The sequence below is a fragment of the Candidatus Eisenbacteria bacterium genome, assembly GCA_013140805.1.
In the GTDB taxonomy this organism is placed as follows: domain Bacteria; phylum Eisenbacteria; class RBG-16-71-46; order RBG-16-71-46; family RBG-16-71-46; genus JABFRW01.
This window is the reverse complement of record JABFRW010000086.1, coordinates 1-16,964: the sequence shown is the minus strand read 5'-3', so window position 1 is coordinate 16,964 and position 16,964 is coordinate 1. Positions and strand designations below refer to the sequence as shown.

11 protein-coding genes, 1 tRNA gene and 1 pseudogene are annotated in these 16,964 nt (G+C 67.4%); 10 read left to right on the top strand and 3 right to left on the bottom strand.

Annotation, left to right across the window (positions count from 1 at the left end; genetic code table 11):
- The first annotated feature begins 91 nt into the window (after positions 1-91).
- The 4 genes from HOP12_07450 (at position 92) to HOP12_07435 (ending at position 6,169) form a co-directional block, all read left to right on the top strand.
- Positions 92-3,424, top strand: coding sequence for a glycosyl hydrolase (locus HOP12_07450; GenBank protein NOT33989.1), 3,333 nt, complete (start codon positions 92-94; stop codon positions 3,422-3,424).
- A gap of 329 nt (positions 3,425-3,753) precedes the next feature.
- Positions 3,754-4,323, top strand: a complete 570-nt coding sequence (locus HOP12_07445) for a hypothetical protein (GenBank protein NOT33988.1) — start codon at positions 3,754-3,756, stop codon at positions 4,321-4,323.
- A 38-nt stretch (positions 4,324-4,361) separates the two neighbouring features.
- Positions 4,362-5,948: a DUF853 family protein gene (locus HOP12_07440; GenBank protein NOT33987.1), complete on the top strand. Its 1,587-nt coding sequence runs from the start codon at positions 4,362-4,364 to the stop codon at positions 5,946-5,948.
- Positions 5,949-6,093: 145 nt separating this feature from the next.
- Positions 6,094-6,169, top strand: a tRNA-Ala gene (locus tag HOP12_07435).
- Between the two features lie 80 nt (positions 6,170-6,249).
- Here HOP12_07435 and HOP12_07430 read toward each other — a convergent pair.
- The 3 genes and pseudogenes from HOP12_07430 to tadA all read right to left on the bottom strand — a co-directional run bounded on the left by HOP12_07430 (position 6,250) and on the right by tadA (position 10,695).
- Positions 6,250-6,759, bottom strand: a pseudogene (locus HOP12_07430) (redoxin domain-containing protein).
- Entirely contained in the window at positions 6,743-8,599 is a 1,857-nt protein-coding gene (locus tag HOP12_07425) for a carbon starvation protein A (protein NOT33986.1), read from the bottom strand. The pseudogene HOP12_07430 and the gene HOP12_07425 overlap by 17 nt, the downstream one beginning before the upstream one ends.
- Before the next feature lie 119 nt (positions 8,600-8,718).
- A complete protein-coding gene (gene tadA, locus HOP12_07420; GenBank protein ID NOT33985.1) occupies positions 8,719-10,695 on the bottom strand; it encodes a Flp pilus assembly complex ATPase component TadA in 1,977 nt (658 codons plus the stop codon).
- A 125-nt stretch (positions 10,696-10,820) separates the two neighbouring features.
- Here tadA and HOP12_07415 point away from each other — a divergent pair, with 125 nt between their 5' ends.
- The 6 genes from HOP12_07415 to HOP12_07390 form a co-directional block, all read left to right on the top strand.
- The gene (locus HOP12_07415) at positions 10,821-12,590 is read left to right on the top strand and encodes a SpoIIE family protein phosphatase (protein NOT33984.1); all 1,770 of its coding nucleotides are present in this window, start codon (positions 10,821-10,823) and stop codon (positions 12,588-12,590) included.
- Positions 12,591-12,711: 121 nt separating this feature from the next.
- Positions 12,712-13,368: a site-2 protease family protein gene (locus HOP12_07410; GenBank protein NOT33983.1), complete on the top strand. Its 657-nt coding sequence runs from the start codon at positions 12,712-12,714 to the stop codon at positions 13,366-13,368.
- Positions 13,369-13,403: 35 nt separating this feature from the next.
- Positions 13,404-14,423, top strand: a complete 1,020-nt coding sequence (gene trpS, locus HOP12_07405; protein NOT33982.1) for a tryptophan--tRNA ligase — start codon at positions 13,404-13,406, stop codon at positions 14,421-14,423.
- A gap of 143 nt (positions 14,424-14,566) precedes the next feature.
- Positions 14,567-15,313 carry a segregation/condensation protein A gene (locus tag HOP12_07400; GenBank protein ID NOT33981.1) on the top strand — a complete coding sequence of 249 codons (747 nt, stop codon included), beginning with the start codon at positions 14,567-14,569 and terminating at the stop codon, positions 15,311-15,313.
- The gene (scpB, locus tag HOP12_07395; GenBank protein NOT33980.1) at positions 15,282-16,118 is read left to right on the top strand and encodes an SMC-Scp complex subunit ScpB; all 837 of its coding nucleotides are present in this window, start codon (positions 15,282-15,284) and stop codon (positions 16,116-16,118) included. The genes HOP12_07400 and scpB overlap by 32 nt, the downstream gene beginning before the upstream one ends.
- A 28-nt stretch (positions 16,119-16,146) precedes the next feature.
- The coding region (locus tag HOP12_07390; protein ID NOT33979.1) for an rRNA pseudouridine synthase at positions 16,147-16,964 on the top strand (818 nt) is incomplete at its 3' end.

Genomic DNA, 16,964 nt, shown 5'->3' with positions numbered 1-16,964 from the left:
ATTCCCCGGGCTTCAGGCTCGGTCTCCGTCCATCGTCGTCGCGGCCCAGCTCATCTCGAGTTCACCTCCGAGGATTCGTATGCCGCCGTCCATGTCTTCGCTGATTCGAACCGCAGTGTGCGTGCTGGCGCTCGCCGTGCTTCACGTCGCGGCCGAGGGTGCTCCGACTTCGAAGGCGGCCGAGGGCGGCAAGTCGAAGGGCGGCAAATCTACCGCGCCCGAGAAGCCAATGGAACTCAAGCCCGAAACCTGGAGCGGGCTGGCGTTTCGCGGCATTGGGCCGGCACTCACGTCCGGACGCATCGGCGACCTCGCGATTCATCCGTCGGACCTCAATACCTGGTACGTCGCGGCGTGCTCTGGAAACTTGTGGAAGACCAGCAATCGGGGCACCACCTGGGCACCGATCTTCGACAAGGAAGGTTCGTACTCGATCGGTTGCGTGACGATCGATCCGAACGATCCGCTGGTGGTGTGGGTCGGGTCGGGCGAGAACAACAGCCAGCGCAGCGTGGGCTACGGCGACGGAGTCTATCGCTCGACCGACGGGGGAGTGAGCTGGAAGAACGTTGGCCTCAAGTCCTCCGAGCACATCGGCCGCATCGTCGTGCACCCCTCCGACTCGCGCACCGTGTACGTGGCCGCGCAGGGACCGCTGTGGAGCGCGGGCGGAGATCGCGGGCTCTACCGCACGACCGACTCCGGCGAGACCTGGGAGCGCATCCTCGAAGTCGACGCGTGGACCGGCGTCAACGAGGTGCACCTCGATCCGCGTAACCCGAAGGTGATGTACGCCTCGACGTACCAGCGCCATCGCCGCGTCTGGACGCTCGTCAATGGCGGTCCCGGGTCGGGCATCCACAAGTCGACCGATGCCGGCAAGAGCTGGACGAAGCTGACCACCGGGCTGCCGGCCACCGACATGGGACGCCCGGGGCTCGCGATCTCGCCGGTCGATCCGGACGTGGTGTACGCGATCATCGACGCGGCGCAGGGAAAGGGCGGCTTCTTTCGATCGCGCAACGCGGGAGCGAGCTGGGAGAAGATGGGCGACTACGGCGCCACCAGCCCTCAGTACTACAACGAGATCGTCGCCGATCCGCAGGTGCGCGATCGCGTGTACTCGCTCGATACCTGGATGCAGGTCAGCGAGGACGGCGGCAAGACGTTCAGGCGGCTCGGCGAAGAGAGCAAGCACGTCGACAACCACGCGATGTGGATCGATCCCGCCGACAACGAGCACCTGCTGGTGGGCTGCGACGGCGGCCTCTACGAGAGCTACGACCGCGGCAAGATCTGGTCGTACTTCTCAAATCTGCCGATCACGCAGTTCTACAAGATCTGTGTCGACGAGGCCGAGCCGTTCTACAACATCTACGGCGGGACGCAGGACAACAACACACAGGGCGGGCCGTCGCGCACCAACACCGTGCACGGCATTCGTAGCTCGGACTGGTTCATCACCGTCGGCGGTGATGGCTTCCAGCCGCGCGTCGACCCGACCGATCCGAACATCGTCTATTCGCAGTGGCAGCACGGTCAGCTGGTGCGTTTCGATCGTCGCAACGGCGAGGCGCTCGACATCCAGCCGCAGCCCGAACCCGGCGAACCGGGATTGCGATGGAACTGGGACAGCCCGCTCATCATCAGCCCTCACTCGCACACGCGGCTCTACTTCGCGGCTAATCGGCTCTACCGCACCGACGATCGCGGCGATACCTGGCGCCCGGTGAGCCCCGACCTGACGCGCCAGATTGATCGCAATCGGCTCGAGATCATGGGGCGTGTCTGGAGCGTCGATGCGCCGTCCAAGAATGCGAGCACTTCGTTCTATGGCAACCTGGTCGCGCTCTCGGAATCACCGAAACGCGAAGGACTGCTCTACGTGGGAAGTGACGACGGACTCGTTCAGGTCAGCGAGGACGCGGGGAGTCATTGGCGGCGCGCCGAGCGCTTTCCCGGCGTACCCGAGATCACCTACGTCTCACGGCTCGAGGCCTCACAACACGACGAAAACGTGGTCTATGCCGCGTTCGACGCGCACAAGATCGGTGACTTCAAGCCCTACGTGTTGCGCAGCGACGACCGCGGCCGCAGCTGGACCTCGATTGCCGGCGACCTGCCCGAACGCGGCACCGTCTACGCGCTCGCCGAGGATCACGTCGACCGCAACCTGCTGTTCGCCGGCACCGAGTTCGGCGTGTTCTTCACCCGTGACGGCGGCCGTCACTGGGTTCAGCTCAAGGGCGGAATCCCCACCATCTGCGTGCGCGACCTCGCGATTCAAAAGCGTGAGAACGACCTGGTGGTCGGCACCTTCGGTCGCGGTTACTACGTGCTCGACGACTACTCGCCGCTGCGCCACGCGACGTTGCCGTACCTGACCTCGGCAGGGGGACTCACGCCGGTCAAGCGTGCGCTCATGTACGTGCCCTCGAGTCCGAATGGCGGTGACGGCAAGGCCGAGATGGGCGAGAACTTCTTTGTGGCGCCGAATCCGCCGTTCGGTGCGATCTTTACTTATCGGTTGCGCGACGAACTCAAGTCGCGTCGCGATCGGCGACGCGCCGACGAGAAGAAGCTCGCCGAAGCGGGCAAGAGCATCTACTACCCGAGCTGGGACAGCCTCGGCGCCGAAGACCGCGAAGAAGCGCCGAGCCTGATCCTGACCGTAGGCGATTCCGAAGGGCGGGTGGTGCGGCGATTGTCCGGACCGACCGCCGAGGGATTCCACCGCGTGGCGTGGGACTTCACGTACCCGGCCGCGACACCGACCGATCTCAATCCGACGCCGCCGGGCCGCTACTCCGCGCCGACGTTGGGGCCACCCGCGGCACCCGGTGAGTACACGGTCGCGTTGAGCACTCGCATCGAGGGCGTCGAGACGCCGCTCGGCCCGCCTCAGAAGTTCACATGCGCCCCGCTCGGTGCGGCTACGCTGCCGGCCACCAACGCAGCGGAGCTGCTGCAGTTCCGCCGGCGTACCGCCGAGGCGCAGCGCGCGGTGCGCGGAGCACTGCGGTCGCTCGCCGAGGCTGAATCGCGCGTGAGCCACCTGAAGAAGGCCATCGACGACACGCCGGCCGCACCACCCACGCTGGCGCGTGATGCACGCGCGCTCGAGGCGCGCCTGCGCGAACTGCGCACGCGATTCAACGGCGACGAAGTGCGGCGTTCCCGCAACGAGCCCGACGCGCCGTCGCTGGTCGAACGACTCGACGCGGTCGTCTACTCGCAGTGGTCGAGCACCGCGAGCCCGACCGCAACGCAGCGACGCGCGGTCGAAATCGTCGCGCAGGAATTCGCGCCGCTGCTCGAGACGCTGCGAGGGCTGGTGCGCAACGACTTGTCGAAACTTGAGAACGCCGCCGAGCAGGCGCGAGCGCCGTGGACTCCCGGTCGGTTGCCGGAATGGAAGCCGTAGACCCGGCCGACATCTACTCGTTTCGAGAGTGAAGTGGTGAGCGGGGCGCGCCGACTTCGTGGCGGGTGCCGTCTCGAGAGTCTCCCTGCTGGCGCGTGCGATTTCGGGGCGCGTGCAGGTCGGGGTGCTGCTGGGCAGCGATCCCGGGTCGCCGCCCGAACCGGTACACCCGTAGTCGCCGGTGGACCGCCAGCGGCCCGCTCGGGCTGCCCACTCCACGGCCAGGCTCGCTGCGACAAGCACTTAGCGGCTCGGCTCGGGTGGCACAGGGCCTGCAGTTCTTCGGTCGTGTCCGGTGACTTCCCAAACACCCCAACTCGGAGTCCGCCATGAATCGACTTCTTACTGTCCTGCTCGTGCTGCTCCTCGGCGTCGAAATCGCCGCGCCCGCCTTCGCGGCGCGCCGCGTGGTGGTTCGTGGTGGCGCGCACCGCCGCACCACCGTAGTGGTCCGGCGCGGCTGGCCGATCCGCCGACCCTATCGAGCGGTGATCGTGCGTCCCGCGCGCACCGTGATTCGCATTGCGCCCGTGACCTACCTGCCGCTCGTGGTGTGGAGCGGCGCGATGATCGCCACCGCTCCGGCGCGCACCGCGATGGTGTGGGAGGACGGCGAGACCATCCGCCGCGACGAGGACTGGACCGAGGTCACGCTGAATGCCGATAGCCGCGGCACTCGGATGTGGCTGCAGGTGGTCGAAGGTCGCGTGCAGTTCGACTGGGCGGAACTCGTGTTCGAGAACGGCGATACGCGCGTGGTCGACATGAAGGAGTACACGCGCGGCCCCGGCCACTACGACGTTCTCGAGTTCGCGGACGGCCGCAAGGTCGATCACGTGCGTCTCGTGGCGCGCGCCAAGAGCGACGAGGCCCGCGTGGTCTTGAAGATGCAGAAGTAGCGTCGACGCGATAGCATGCGCCTCCACTTCGGAGGCGCATGCCCATGGAAGAGACGTTTCTCGCCGCGGTTCGTTCCTCGTTTCCACGTGGCGCCGGTGCACTGACGCTCGGCGCCCCGCTGCGAGACGGCGAGTGCCACGCAGAGCCGCTGGTGGGCATGCCGCTCGCCATGCTCAACCGCCACGGGCTGATCGCCGGCGCGACGGGCACCGGCAAGACCAAGACGCTCCAGCTCATCGCCGAACAGCTCTCGAACGCGGGCGTGCCGGTGTTCGTCGCCGACATGAAGGGCGATCTCTCCGGGCTCGGCGTGGCCGGCGAGACGAGCGAACGGGTCGCGCAGCGTTCCACCGACACCGGTTTCGCCTGGCAGCCGAACTCGTTCCCGGTCGAGTTCCTGAGCCTCTCGGGCGGTCGCGGCGCGCAACTGCGCGCCACCGTCTCGAGCTTCGGACCGCTGCTGCTGTCCAAAGTGCTGGGCCTCAACGAAACTCAGTCGAGCGTGCTCGCGCTGGTGTTCAAGTACTGCGACGACCGCAAGCTCCCGTTGCTCGACTTCGCGGACCTGCGCGCGGTGCTGCAGCACCTGACCGGAGACGGTGCGGCCGACCTCAAGGACTACGGCGGCATGTCGAAGGCCACCGTCGGCGTGTTGTTGCGCGAGATGATCCAGCTCGAACAGCAGGGGGCCGGTCAGTTCTTCGGAGAACCCGAGTTCGAACTGGAAGATCTGATCCAGATCGAACGCGACGGCCGCGGACTCGTCAGCGTGCTGGAGCTGAACGACGTGCAGGATAAGCCCGCGTTGTTCTCGACCTTCATGATGTGGATGCTGGCGCGGCTCTACCTGGAGCTGCCTGAGCTCGGCGACGTCGAGAAGCCGAAGCTGGTGTTCTTCTTCGACGAAGCTCACCTGTTGTTCGCGGACGCGAGCAAAGACTTTCTCGCTCAGGTCGAACAGGTGGTGCGGCTCATCCGCTCGAAGGGCGTGGGAGTGTTCTTCGTCACCCAGAGCCCCAAGGACGTGCCGGCCGATGTGCTCGGCCAGCTCGGCAATCGAGTGCAGCATGCGCTGCGCGCGTTCACAGCCGACGACGACAGGGCACTCCGGGCGGCGGCCCGCACGTTTCCCAAGACCACGTTCTACGACATCGAAGAGACGCTCACGACGCTCGGCATCGGAGAGGCGCTCGTCACGGTACTCAACTCGAACGGTGCACCCACGCCGCCATTCGCGACCCGCATGATTCCGCCGGCTTCGCGCATGGGGCCGCTCACCGAACCCGAGATGCAGCAGCGCCTCGGCGCCTCGGCGCAGGTGAAGGAGTACGCGCAGGCCGTCGATCGCGAGAGTGCCCGGGAGTTGCTCGCCGCACGCATGACCGGCGATGCGGCGGGTCGTGGCGGCGACGCGGGTGAAGTCGCGAAGGATTCCGAGGCGGCGCGTCCGGCGCGAGGCGCACGTGATGCGGCGGAAGCGGGCGGGCTGGCCGGAATGCTCAACTCGCCGCTGGTCAAGACCATCGCGGGCCGCGCCGCCACGCAGGTGATGCGCGGCGTGATGGGGGCCCTTCTCGGCCCGCCGCCGCGGCGCCGGACCACGAGGCGGCGCGGACTCTTCTAGAGGCTCGATTCGTCGGTCCGCGGCATTCCGCCGTGCGAGCATCGTCGATTCGATGCGCGTGCGCCTTGACCCTGCGGCCGTCGGCTCGCTATAACTCCGCGTTCGCGACGGGCCACCCGACGGCCCGAACGCCGCAAGTCGAGGTGGGGCTGTAGCTCAGTTGGGAGAGCGCCTGACTGGCAGTCAGGAGGTCGACGGTTCGATCCCGTTCAGCTCCACCACTTTCCGGCCCCTCGGCCGCGAGCTCGCGCAGCGCCCGACGCGTCTCGGGCGCAAGCCAGTCGATCTCACCCTCGATTCGCGCCGCCACCCGACCGCCGGCATCGATCACCCACGTGTAGGGCAGGAGCGGGCACGGGAGCTGGCCACGCAACGCGCGCGCACCGTCGAGCACCACCGGCACCCGGATGTGATGCCGCCCGATGAAGCGCGCAACGGTCGGGAACGGGTCACCGCACACCACGACCGCCTCGATCCCCGAGGCGTCGCTCGAGGCGAGCAGCGAGTCGAGCGCCTGGATCTGCGCGCGACCGTTCCGTTCCCAAGGCGCCCAGTAGTGAACGATCATCGGTCGGCCTCGCGAGTGCAAGCGCCGTTCGCCGACCGGCACCACCGGCAGCACCACGTCGAACTCGATCGCGGCGCGCTCAGTTGCGGGCGTCAGTCGAAGCGAGCGCGGCTCGAGCCGTTCGCGCATGACCGGAACCAGCTGCGACCGCCACGCGAGTGCCGAGACCCCGAGTGCCGCGACCAGGAACAGCGCAGGCAGGACACGGCGCACGGCGGTCACGCGATCACGATCCGGCGGCATGCGAGGGGGCGGTGGTGCGTTGCGCCGGAAGCGCCCCACGCAGCGAGCGAGTCCAGTGTGCCACGCTGTCGACCACGACGATCACGAGCAGCGTCATGAGCACCAGCGTGATCAGGCACTGGATGCGGGCCGGCGTCGGCGCCGCCAGGAATGCGCTCCACAGGTTCGGGGCGCCGGCCGCGAGCTGCGGCCGCAAATAGTTGACGCTCAGGTTGAGCCATCCAGCGGTCAGTGTGTTCACGCACATGAAGGCGAGCGGCGGCAACGTGGTCCAGATGTAGCGTTGCTTTCCCATGTTGATGAGCACCGAGGTCCCGATCGCCAGTGCGAACCCCGCGAGCAGCTGGTTCGCCACTCCGAGCATCGGCCAGATGGTGCTGACGGTTCCAGTCCACACGAAGTAGCCCCAGCCGAGCACCGCGAGCGCGCTGAACACGATCGCGGGCGCCACGCCCTGCCAGGTGCGCAACGCCGGCACCACCATGCCGCCGACTTCCTGCAGCATGTAGCGCGTCACTCGCGTGCCGGTGTCGATGAGCGTGAGCACGAACATCGCCTCGAACATGATCGCGAAGTGGTACCAGAATGCCATCATGCCCTTGAGCCACGGGATCGAGGTGAAGATCGAGGCCATGCCGACCGCGAGGGAGACCGCTCCGCCGGGTCGGCCGGCGAGTTTCTCGCCGACCTGCGCCTCGATCACGTGCAGCTCATGCACCGCGAGCCCGAGCTTCGCGAACACCTCGGGCTTCGCATTGATCGCGAAGTAGTCGCCGGGATGCAGCGCGCACGCGGCGATGAGCGCGATGACTCCCACGAAGCCTTCCAGCACCATCGCGCCGTAGCTGATTGGCAGGATGTCGCGCTCGCGATCGAGCATCTTGGGCGTGGTGCCGGAGGCGATCAGGGAATGGAAGCCCGAGATCGCCCCGCACGCGATGGTGATGAACACGAACGGAAACAGCGTGCCGGGGAACACCGGGCCGCCGCCGTGGATGTAGGGCGTCAGCGCCGGCATGCGCAGCACCGGGTTCACAACGATCACGCCGACCGCGAGGAGCAGCACCGCGCCGATCTTCATGAATGACGACAGATAGTCGCGCGGGCACAACAGCAGCCAGACCGGCAGCACCGAAGCGATGAATCCGTAGAGCATCACGCCGATCGCGATGCCGCGATCGGGAAACACGAACCACTCGCGGATCGGCGAGTTCTGGATCCATGCGCCGGCCGCGACCGCGACCAGCAGAGCGATCACGCCGAATACGGTCGCGGTGCGCAGCGAGCCGGGCCGGATGCGGTAGGACCACAGTCCCATCGCGAGCGCGATCGGAATCGTGAGCGAGATCGAGAACACGCCCCAGGCGCTGTCCCTGAGCGAGTTCACGACCACCAGTGCCATCGCGGCGAGCGCCACCACCATCACGAACACGATCGCGATCGCGGTCGCGGTTCCGGTGATGGGGCCGACCTCCTCGCGCGCGATGTTCGCGAGCGAGCGGCCGCCGCGACGCACCGAGGCGGTGAGGATCACGAAGTCGTGGACGCCACCCGCGAGCACCGAGCCGACCAGCAGCCACAGGAAGCCCGGCAGGTAGCCGAACTGTGCGGCGAGCACCGGGCCGATCAGGGGACCGGCGCCGGCGATCGCCGCGAAGTGGTGGCCGAACAGCACCCATCGATTCGTGGGTACGAAGTCGCGGCCGTCGCGCTGCGTGTGCGCGGGCGTGCGGCGCAGGTCGTCGAGCGTCGCGACCCGCGCGGCCAGAAACGCGCCGTAGGTGCGATAGGCGATGATCGCGACCAGCGCCGAGATCACCACCAGGTAGAGTGCCGGCACGAGCGAGTCTCCAGGACGCGAGCAGGAGCGGGCGCGGATCGGGAAGCAGCGAGGAGCGGGCGAGCGGCGGCAGTCTAGGCGGCGGGCGCGCGGCTCTCAAGCACGCTCGCGTGTCTCGCTCAACCGGCCTTGCGCAGCTCCGCTCGACCCCGGCGCGGCCGGCGTCCGTGCGAGATGTCGGGCTTCGAGCCCTCGGCGTCGTCCTCGCGCGCGCGTCCGCTGTCGTTTCCGCAATGGGGGCAGAACGTCCACTTGGTGTCGATGCGGCGGTGACACTTGGTGCAGTGGTCACCGACGAACGCACCGCACTGCGTGCAGAACTCGTGGGTGCGCGCCACCACGGCATCACACGCCACGCAGGTCTTGGCTTCGTTCTCCGCCAGATACACCACGCGCGTGACCTCTTCCAGCGTGGTGCGCCCCATCATGACTTTCTTCAGGCCGTCCTCACCCATGCCGCGCATTCCGGATTCGACCGCCGCCTGGCGAATCGCCGAGTCGGGCGAGTTCTGCAGCACCAGGCCACGCACGTGATCGCTGATCTCGAGCACCTCGAACACGCCGGTGCGGCCGATGTACCCGGTCTCGCGACAGTTCGGGCACCCGCGGCCGCGGCTCAACTCGACGGTGCCGTCGACCAGGTCGCGGACACCGAGGCGATTGAGATTGGAGGCGTTGACCTCGTAGGTCTCCTTGCAGCGCGGGCACAGCGTGCGCACCAGCCGCATGCTCACCACACCGAGCAGCGAAGAGGCGACCATGAACGGCTCGAGTCCCAGGTCGACGAGGCGGGTGACGGCGCCCGCGGCGTCGTTGGTATGCACGGTACTGAGCACCAAATGGCCGGTGACCGAGGCGCGGAACGCGATCTGGGCGGTCTCACGATCGCGGATCTCGCCGATCATGATGACGTCCGGGTCCTGTCGCAGGATCGCACGCAGCGCAGCGGGGAAGGTCTTCTTTGCCTTCTCGTCGACCTGTACCTGACTGATGCCGCCGATCTGATACTCGACCGGATCCTCGACCGTCACGATGTTGCGCGTCTCGTGCTGGAGGTGTCGCAGCGCCGCATAGAGCAGCGTGCTCTTGCCGGATCCGGTCGGACCGGTCACCAGAATGATGCCCTGCGGGCGATCCAGGAAGCGCCGGATGTGCGCGAGATCGTCGGGCAGCAGGCCGACTTCGTCGAGGCTGACGTTGGCGCGCAACTGGTCGACCACGCGGATCACGACCTTTTCGCCGTGCGTGGTCGGCAGCGTCGAGACGCGCATGTCCACGCGCCGTCCACGCACGTCGGCCATCAGGCGGCCATCCTGAGGCTGTCGCTTCTCCGCGATGTCGAGGTTCGAGAGCACCTTGATGCGCGACACGATCGCGCTCTGCGTCCACTTGGGCAGCCGCTGCACCGCCTGCAGCAGACCGTCGACGCGCAGGCGCACGATGATTTCCTTCTCCTGCGGCTCGATGTGGATGTCGCTCGCGCGATCCTCGACCGCGCGATGCAGCAGCCAGTTCGTGAGTCGCACGATCGGCTTGCCCTCGGCCTCCTTCATCAGCTCGTCGATCGCCTGCGCCTGCGGATCTTCCTCGGTGATCGCCGAGATCACCAGCTCTTCCTCGGTCGAGATGATGTTGCTGATCACCTCGTTCATGGAAGTGTCGATGTGGTAGTAGCGCGCGATTGCTTCCTGGATCGCGCTCGGCAACGCCAGCACCGGCTTGATGAACATGCCGGAGTGGAAGCGCAGGTCCTCCAGCGCCGCGACGTTGAGCGGATCCCCCATCGCAACGACCAGCGTCTTGCGCCCTTCCAGCTCGAGCGGGAGCGCGCTGTACTTGCGGGCCAGGTCTTCCTTGATGAGCGACAGCGCCTGCTCGTCCGCGACCACCTCGGCGAGGTCGACGAGCGGGAGCCCGAGCTGCAGCTGCAGCACCTTCATGAGCTGGTGCTCGGTGACGAGCCCCATGCGCACGAGCGTCGATCCCAGAAGTTCCCCGCTCCGCCGCTGTTCGGTGATGGCGTCCGCGAGATTCTCGGGAGTCAGGATGTTCTCGTCGATGAGGAGGTCGCCCAGTCGCTTGTGATCGCGCGCCATCCGTGACTCCGAGGTGGGTACTGAAGGGGTTGACCCGGGAGTTATCGGCCGATCGGAGGTCGAAATTCACCGCTCGAACACGCCTTCTGTTGCCGCTCGCGAGGTGCTTTGTTAGCGTTCGCCGCGTGTCCGACCACCCTACCGAGAGCACTCTGGCCGCGATCGCGGACACCGTGAGCGCGGGCGTCACCTCCGCGGCCGGCCCGTCCCGACTGGATTCGCTGCTCGACACCGCCGCTCGCCACTGCCGGCGCCTCGTGGATTGTCGGCTCGCGCGGGTGTGGCTCGCGCGCCGCGGGGGGCGGCGGCTGGTGACGCAACTGCGTGGGGAAGATGGGGCGGCGGTGGCCGAGCTGCGGCTGCTGCGGGGCGAGAGTCTGGCCGGCCGGGTGCTTGCGGACCCCAAGGTGATGCGGCTCGCGCCTTCGGATCCGCGGCCTTCGGACGCCACCCGACACGCCGACTTTCGCTCCGCGCTGCTGGTGCCGCTGTTTCGGCGCGGCGCCGCATTCGCCGTGATCGAGTGTCTCGATCGCCAGGGCGCCGCTGCCGCCGAAGGTTTCACAGACGTGGACGTCGAACGACTCGGGGTCGCCTCCGAAGCGATCGCGATCGCACTCGATCACGCGCTGCTCACCGAAGAGATCGAACGCCGCGTGCACGAGAAGGAAGTGTTGCTCGAGATCACCAAGACCCTGTCCGGGCCTCTGGATCTCGACGCGGTGATCGCGGCGATCTTCGAGTCGTTGCGCGAGGTCGTGCAGTACGACGCGGCCGCCGTCTATCTGGTCAACCGCAAGACGCTCGCGATCGAGCGCGTGAGCGGAGTGGGCTTCGGCACTGGCGCGGCGGAGGTGTTCAACCTGCGGGTCGGCGTCGGACTGGTGGGCTGGGTCGCCAAGACGGGTGAGGCCGTGATCGTTCCGGACGTGCGCGCCGACTCGCGCTACGTCGCCGAGCGTCCCTCGACACGCAGCGAGATCGCGGCGCCGCTGGTGCTGCGCGGAAAGACGATCGGCGTTTTCAATCTCGAGAGCGACAGCGAAGACGCGTATCACGAGGGGCATCTCGAGCTGCTCACTTCCTTTGCGGCGCAGGCCGCGGTCGCCATCGAACGCGCCCAGCTGACGCGCGAGCTGGTCGATCAGCGGCGCCTCGAGCGCGAGCTGGCGATCGCGCGTGAGATCCAGGAGTCCTTCCTGCCCAAGCGCGCACCGCAGGTCACCGGCTTCGAGTTCGCCGGCACCGCACTCACGCACACGCAGGTCGGCGGCGACTACTACGACTTCATTCGCGTGAGCGATGGCCGCCTCGGACTCGCGATCGCCGACGTGTCCGGCAAGGGCATTCCGGCCGCGATCCTGATGGCCGGCTTTCGCATGAGCCTGCTCGCCGAGATCCGCAACGACTTCGCGATCCGCGCGGTGATGCGCAAGGTGAACTCGCTGCTCCACGAGAGCACCGATCGCGACAAGTTCGTGACCGCGTTCTACTCGGTGCTCGATCTGAAGAACCGCGTCCTGATCTATTCGAACGCCGGCCACAACCCGCCAATTCTGCTGCGGCAAAACGGCGAAGTGGAGCTCCTGACCGACGGTGGCGTGGCGCTCGGGGTGCTGCGCGAAGCGGAGTACGAGGACCGGCCGTTCCCGCTTCGAGACGGCGACGTGCTGGTGCTCTACACCGACGGCGTCACCGAGGCCGAGGGGCCGATGGGCGAGCAGTTCGGCACCACGCGCCTCGAGCACACCATCGCGGCGCTGCGCGAACGCGGCGCGCAGGAGATCCTCGACGGGATCGTGCGAGCCGTCCTCGACTGGTGCGGCGAGCGCGGCCAGAACGACGATCTGACGCTCATGGTGGTCAAGGTGAGGCCGCAGGCCGACTCGCGCTGAGTGGGCGATGCCGCGCAGCCGCACGCCGAGCGCTCGGAATCGAGCAACACGTTCTTGACCGCGCCACCAGCGGGCCGATAGGCTGCGCGCTCCCCGCATCTTCCGGCCCCGGAGCTGTCCCGTGCCCTTCGATCCCGATGTGCTGCTCGCGGTTCCCGTCCTGGTCCTGAGCGTGGTCGTCCACGAGTGCGCTCACGGCGTGGCCGCGCTGTGGTGTGGGGATCCGACCGCGCGCGACAGCGGGCGGCTGACGCTCAACCCGCTGCGTCACATCGATCCGATCGGCTCGCTGCTGCTGCCGGGCGTTCTGCTGCTGCTCAAGTCGCCGTTTCTGTTCGCGTGGGCGAAACCGGTCCCGATCGAAGCTTCGCGGCTGCGACAGCCGCGCAACGACATGGTCAAGGTGGCGATGGCGGGTCCGCTCTCAAATGCGCTGCTGGCGCTCGCGTTCGCGCTGCTCGCGCGCGTCGCTCCCGAGCAGGGCCTGTTCGCACCGTTGCGGGTCATGGGCTTGATCGGTGTGATCGCCAACTGTGCTCTCGGGCTCTTCAACCTGCTGCCGATCCCGCCGCTCGACGGCTCGTGGCTCCTGATGCGATTCCTGCCGTTTCGACACGTGCGGGCCATTCAGCGCTTCCGGCTCGCGGGACTCGCGGTCGTGGCGGTGCTGCTCGCCGTGCCGGCGATTTCTCGCGTGGTGTTCATGGGGCCGCTCGAGGCCGTGGTCTCGCTTTACCTCACGGCAGTCGGACTGTCGCCTGGCGAGGTGCTGTCGTGACTTCGACGCCTGGAACCGGGCGCATCCTGTCGGGCATGCGCCCGACCGGCCGGCTGCATCTCGGCAACTACGTCGGGGCGCTCGAGAACTGGGTGCGGCTGCAGGACGCAGGCTGGACCAACTACCTGATGGTCGCGGACTGGCACATGCTCACCACCGGGTTCGAGGACACCTCGCAGCTCCAGGATCACATCCTCGACATGGTGCTCGACTGGCTCGCCGCCGGGCTCGATCCGGCGCGCAGCGTGATGTTCGTGCAGTCGGCGGTGAAGGAGCACGCGGAGCTGCACCTGCTGCTCTCGATGCTGGTCAGCAAGGCGCGACTCGAACGCATTCCGACGCTCAAGGAACAGGTGCGTGACCTGGGACTCGAAGAAGCGACGATCTCCTACGGGCACCTCGGCTACTCGGTGCTGCAGGCCGCCGACATCCTTCTCTACCGCGCGACCCACGTGCCGGTCGGCGAGGACCAGGTGCCGCACGTCGAGCTGACGCGCGAGCTGGCGCGACGCTTCAATTTCACCTACTGCCAGGACCGCGCTCCGGTGTTCGTCGAGCCCGACGTGCTGCTGACCGATTTCGCTCGCCTGCGCGGCCTCGACGGCAATCGCATGAGCAAGTCGGTCGGTAACACGATCCTGCTCGCCGAGGAGCCGGAAGCAATCGTGGCCAGGGTCAAGAGTGCCTACACCGACCCGAAGAAGCTGCGCGCGAACGATCCCGGACGCCCGGAGCCGGATCCTGCGGACGGGCATCCGGGCTGCGTGGTGTACGAGTACCACCGCAAGTTCAATTCTGCAGGCGCCGCGTCAGTCGCCGAGCGCTGCCGAAAAGGCGAGCTGGCGTGCGTGCCCGACAAGCGCGAGCTCGCGCAGATCCTGACCGACGCACTGGCGCCGATCCGCGAGCGCCGCGAGCGCTGGGCTCGCGATCTGGACGCGGTCCACGATGTCATTCGCGACGGAAATCAGCGCGCGCGAGAGATCGCGACCGTGACGCTCGAGGCGGCGCGCGCGGCGATGGGCCTGAGCGCCCGAGCGGGGACGTGGGCATGATCGATCGCGACTCCGAGCCCGAAATCACGACCGCGCCGACCGCCGACGTCGAACCCGCCGCGCCGGCACCGGATGCGCCGGCCGATCCGGCTTCGAATCTCGAGATGACCGTTCTGCCGCGCCGCCCGGGTCGCCCGCCGGTGATGGTGCGACTCGAGCGCTTCGAGGGTCCGCTCGACCTGCTGCTGCATCTCATCAAGCGCGACGAGATCGACATCTACGACATTCCGATCGCGCACATCACGCGGCAGTATCTGGCCTACCTCGATCTGATGCGCTCCTTCGATCTCGACGTGGCGGGCGAGTTCCTGGTGATGGCCGCCACGCTCATGCGCATCAAAGCGAAGATGCTGCTGCCGCAGCCGGCGGTGGGCGAGGAGGAGGACGAGGGCGATCCTCGCGAACAACTGGTTCAGCGCCTCATCGAGTACCGGCAGTTCAAAGAGGCGGCCGGCACGTTGAAGGTGCGCGAGGACGACCGCCGCAAGCTGTTCGAGCGCGGAATGGTGCCGGGCGAAGAGGAAGCCGGTCCGCGACCGCTCGCGCCCGCGACGCTGTTCGACCTCCTCGATGCGCTCAACCGCGTGTTGTCGCGGATGCCCGAGCGTGTCGTGTACGAGGTGCAGGGCGAGGTCTACGACCTCGATGACAAGATGGCATTCATCACCCGACTCACTCACGAACAGAACGGCGTGTCGTTCGCGACGCTGATCGCGCGATGCCGCGGGCGCGCCGAGGTCATCGTGACCTTCATTGCCCTGCTCGAGCTGATCAAGCTCGGTCAGGTGGCCGCAGTGCAGAGCGAGGCGTTTGGCGAGATCGCGATCGTCGCCCGCGCCCCCGAGGGGAGTTCCGACCATGCCTCCGAGACATCTCCAGGCGGCGCTTGAGGCGCTGCTGTTTTCATCCGATCAGCCGCTGCCACTGGCGCTGCTGGTCGAATCACTCGACGTCACGCCCGAGGAAGTGATGCAGGGCCTCGGCGGGCTCGAGGCTGCCTATGCCGAGCGCGAGGCGGGGGTGCAACTGCGCGAGATCGCGGGTGGCTGGGTGCTGGTCACCGCACCGGAGCATGCGGAATGGGTCAGCCGCCTGCTGCGCGGCAAGAAGAAAATGCGGCTGTCCCGCGCCGCCCTCGAAACCATGGCGATCATCGCGTACAAGCAGCCGGTCACGAAGTCGGAGATCGAGGCCATTCGCGGCGTTGACGCGACCGGCGTGCTCGCGACTCTCATCGAGCGCAACCTCGTGACGATCCGCGGACGCTCGAAGGTGGTGGGACGCCCGCTGCTCTATGGCACCACTTCGGAGTTCCTCGACTACTTCGGGCTCAAGGATCTGACCGAATTGCCGCGCCCCGAAGAGCTGAAGGCGCTGGTCGCCGCTCGCGAGCCCGAACAGATGGAACTCTCGGATCTCGAAGTCATGGCCGAGGCCGCGTCCGGACTGCCGGCCGGTAGTCCGGTGACGGGCTCGCCGGGGGCCGAACACGAGACCTCCGACGAGGCCGACGAACACTTCCGAATTGACGGCGACGTGGAACGCGACGACGAGGACGAGGAGGAGTTCGAAGACGAGGAAGACGAGGACGCCCAAGAAGATGAGGAAGCCGATGAGGACGAGGAAACAGATGACGATGACGACGCCGATGAAGAGCGCGCGCGTAGCGAGACGGTAGGCACCCGTGGCACGTGACGTCGCTCGGAGCGAACCGCAGACCGGCGTGCGCCTCAATAAGCTGCTGGCCAGCCGGGGTATCGCCTCGCGGCGCGCCTGCGACGAACTGATCTCGCAAGGCGACGTGCGCGTGAACGGCGAGGTGATTCGCGAGCTGGGCACCCGCGTCGACCCGGAGCACGATCGCATCATGGTCCGCGGCAAGCCGATTCCTGGCCGCGTGACACTGCGCTACTACATGCTGCACAAGCCGGTCGGCATCATCACCACCATGAGCGATCCGGAGGGCCGGCCCACCATCCGCGAATTCCTGCCGCCCGGTGCGCGATTGTTTCCGGTTGGACGACTCGACGCCGACACCAGTGGACTGCTGCTGCTGACCAATGACGGCGAGCTGGCGCATCACCTCATGCATCCACGCTACGGCGTTCGCAAGGTGTATCGCGTGCGAGTGCCGGGCATGCCGACGGCAAACCAACTCGACCGACTGCGGCGTGGAGTTGAATTCGAGCCCGGCATCCGCAGCGCGTCGGCCGACGTGCGGCTGCGCGCCGAGGATCCGAATCGGCCGCTGGTCGAGATCATCGTGCACGAAGGTCGCTACCGGCAGGTGCGCCGCATGTTCGAGGCGGTCGGTCTGACCGTGACCGGACTTCACCGGGCCGGCTACGGACCCTTGCGACTGGGCGAGCTGAGGCGCGGGGACGTTCGGGCGCTCGACGAAGACGAGATCGCGGAACTCAAGCAGGACTCAGCGCGACCCACGCGACCCAAGCGACGCGGCCCCGGTGTCGGACCCGCGTCGCGCCCGACCGGCGCGCCGCGCCCGGCGCGCGCGGAGCCGAAGCCTGCGGAGACTCAACC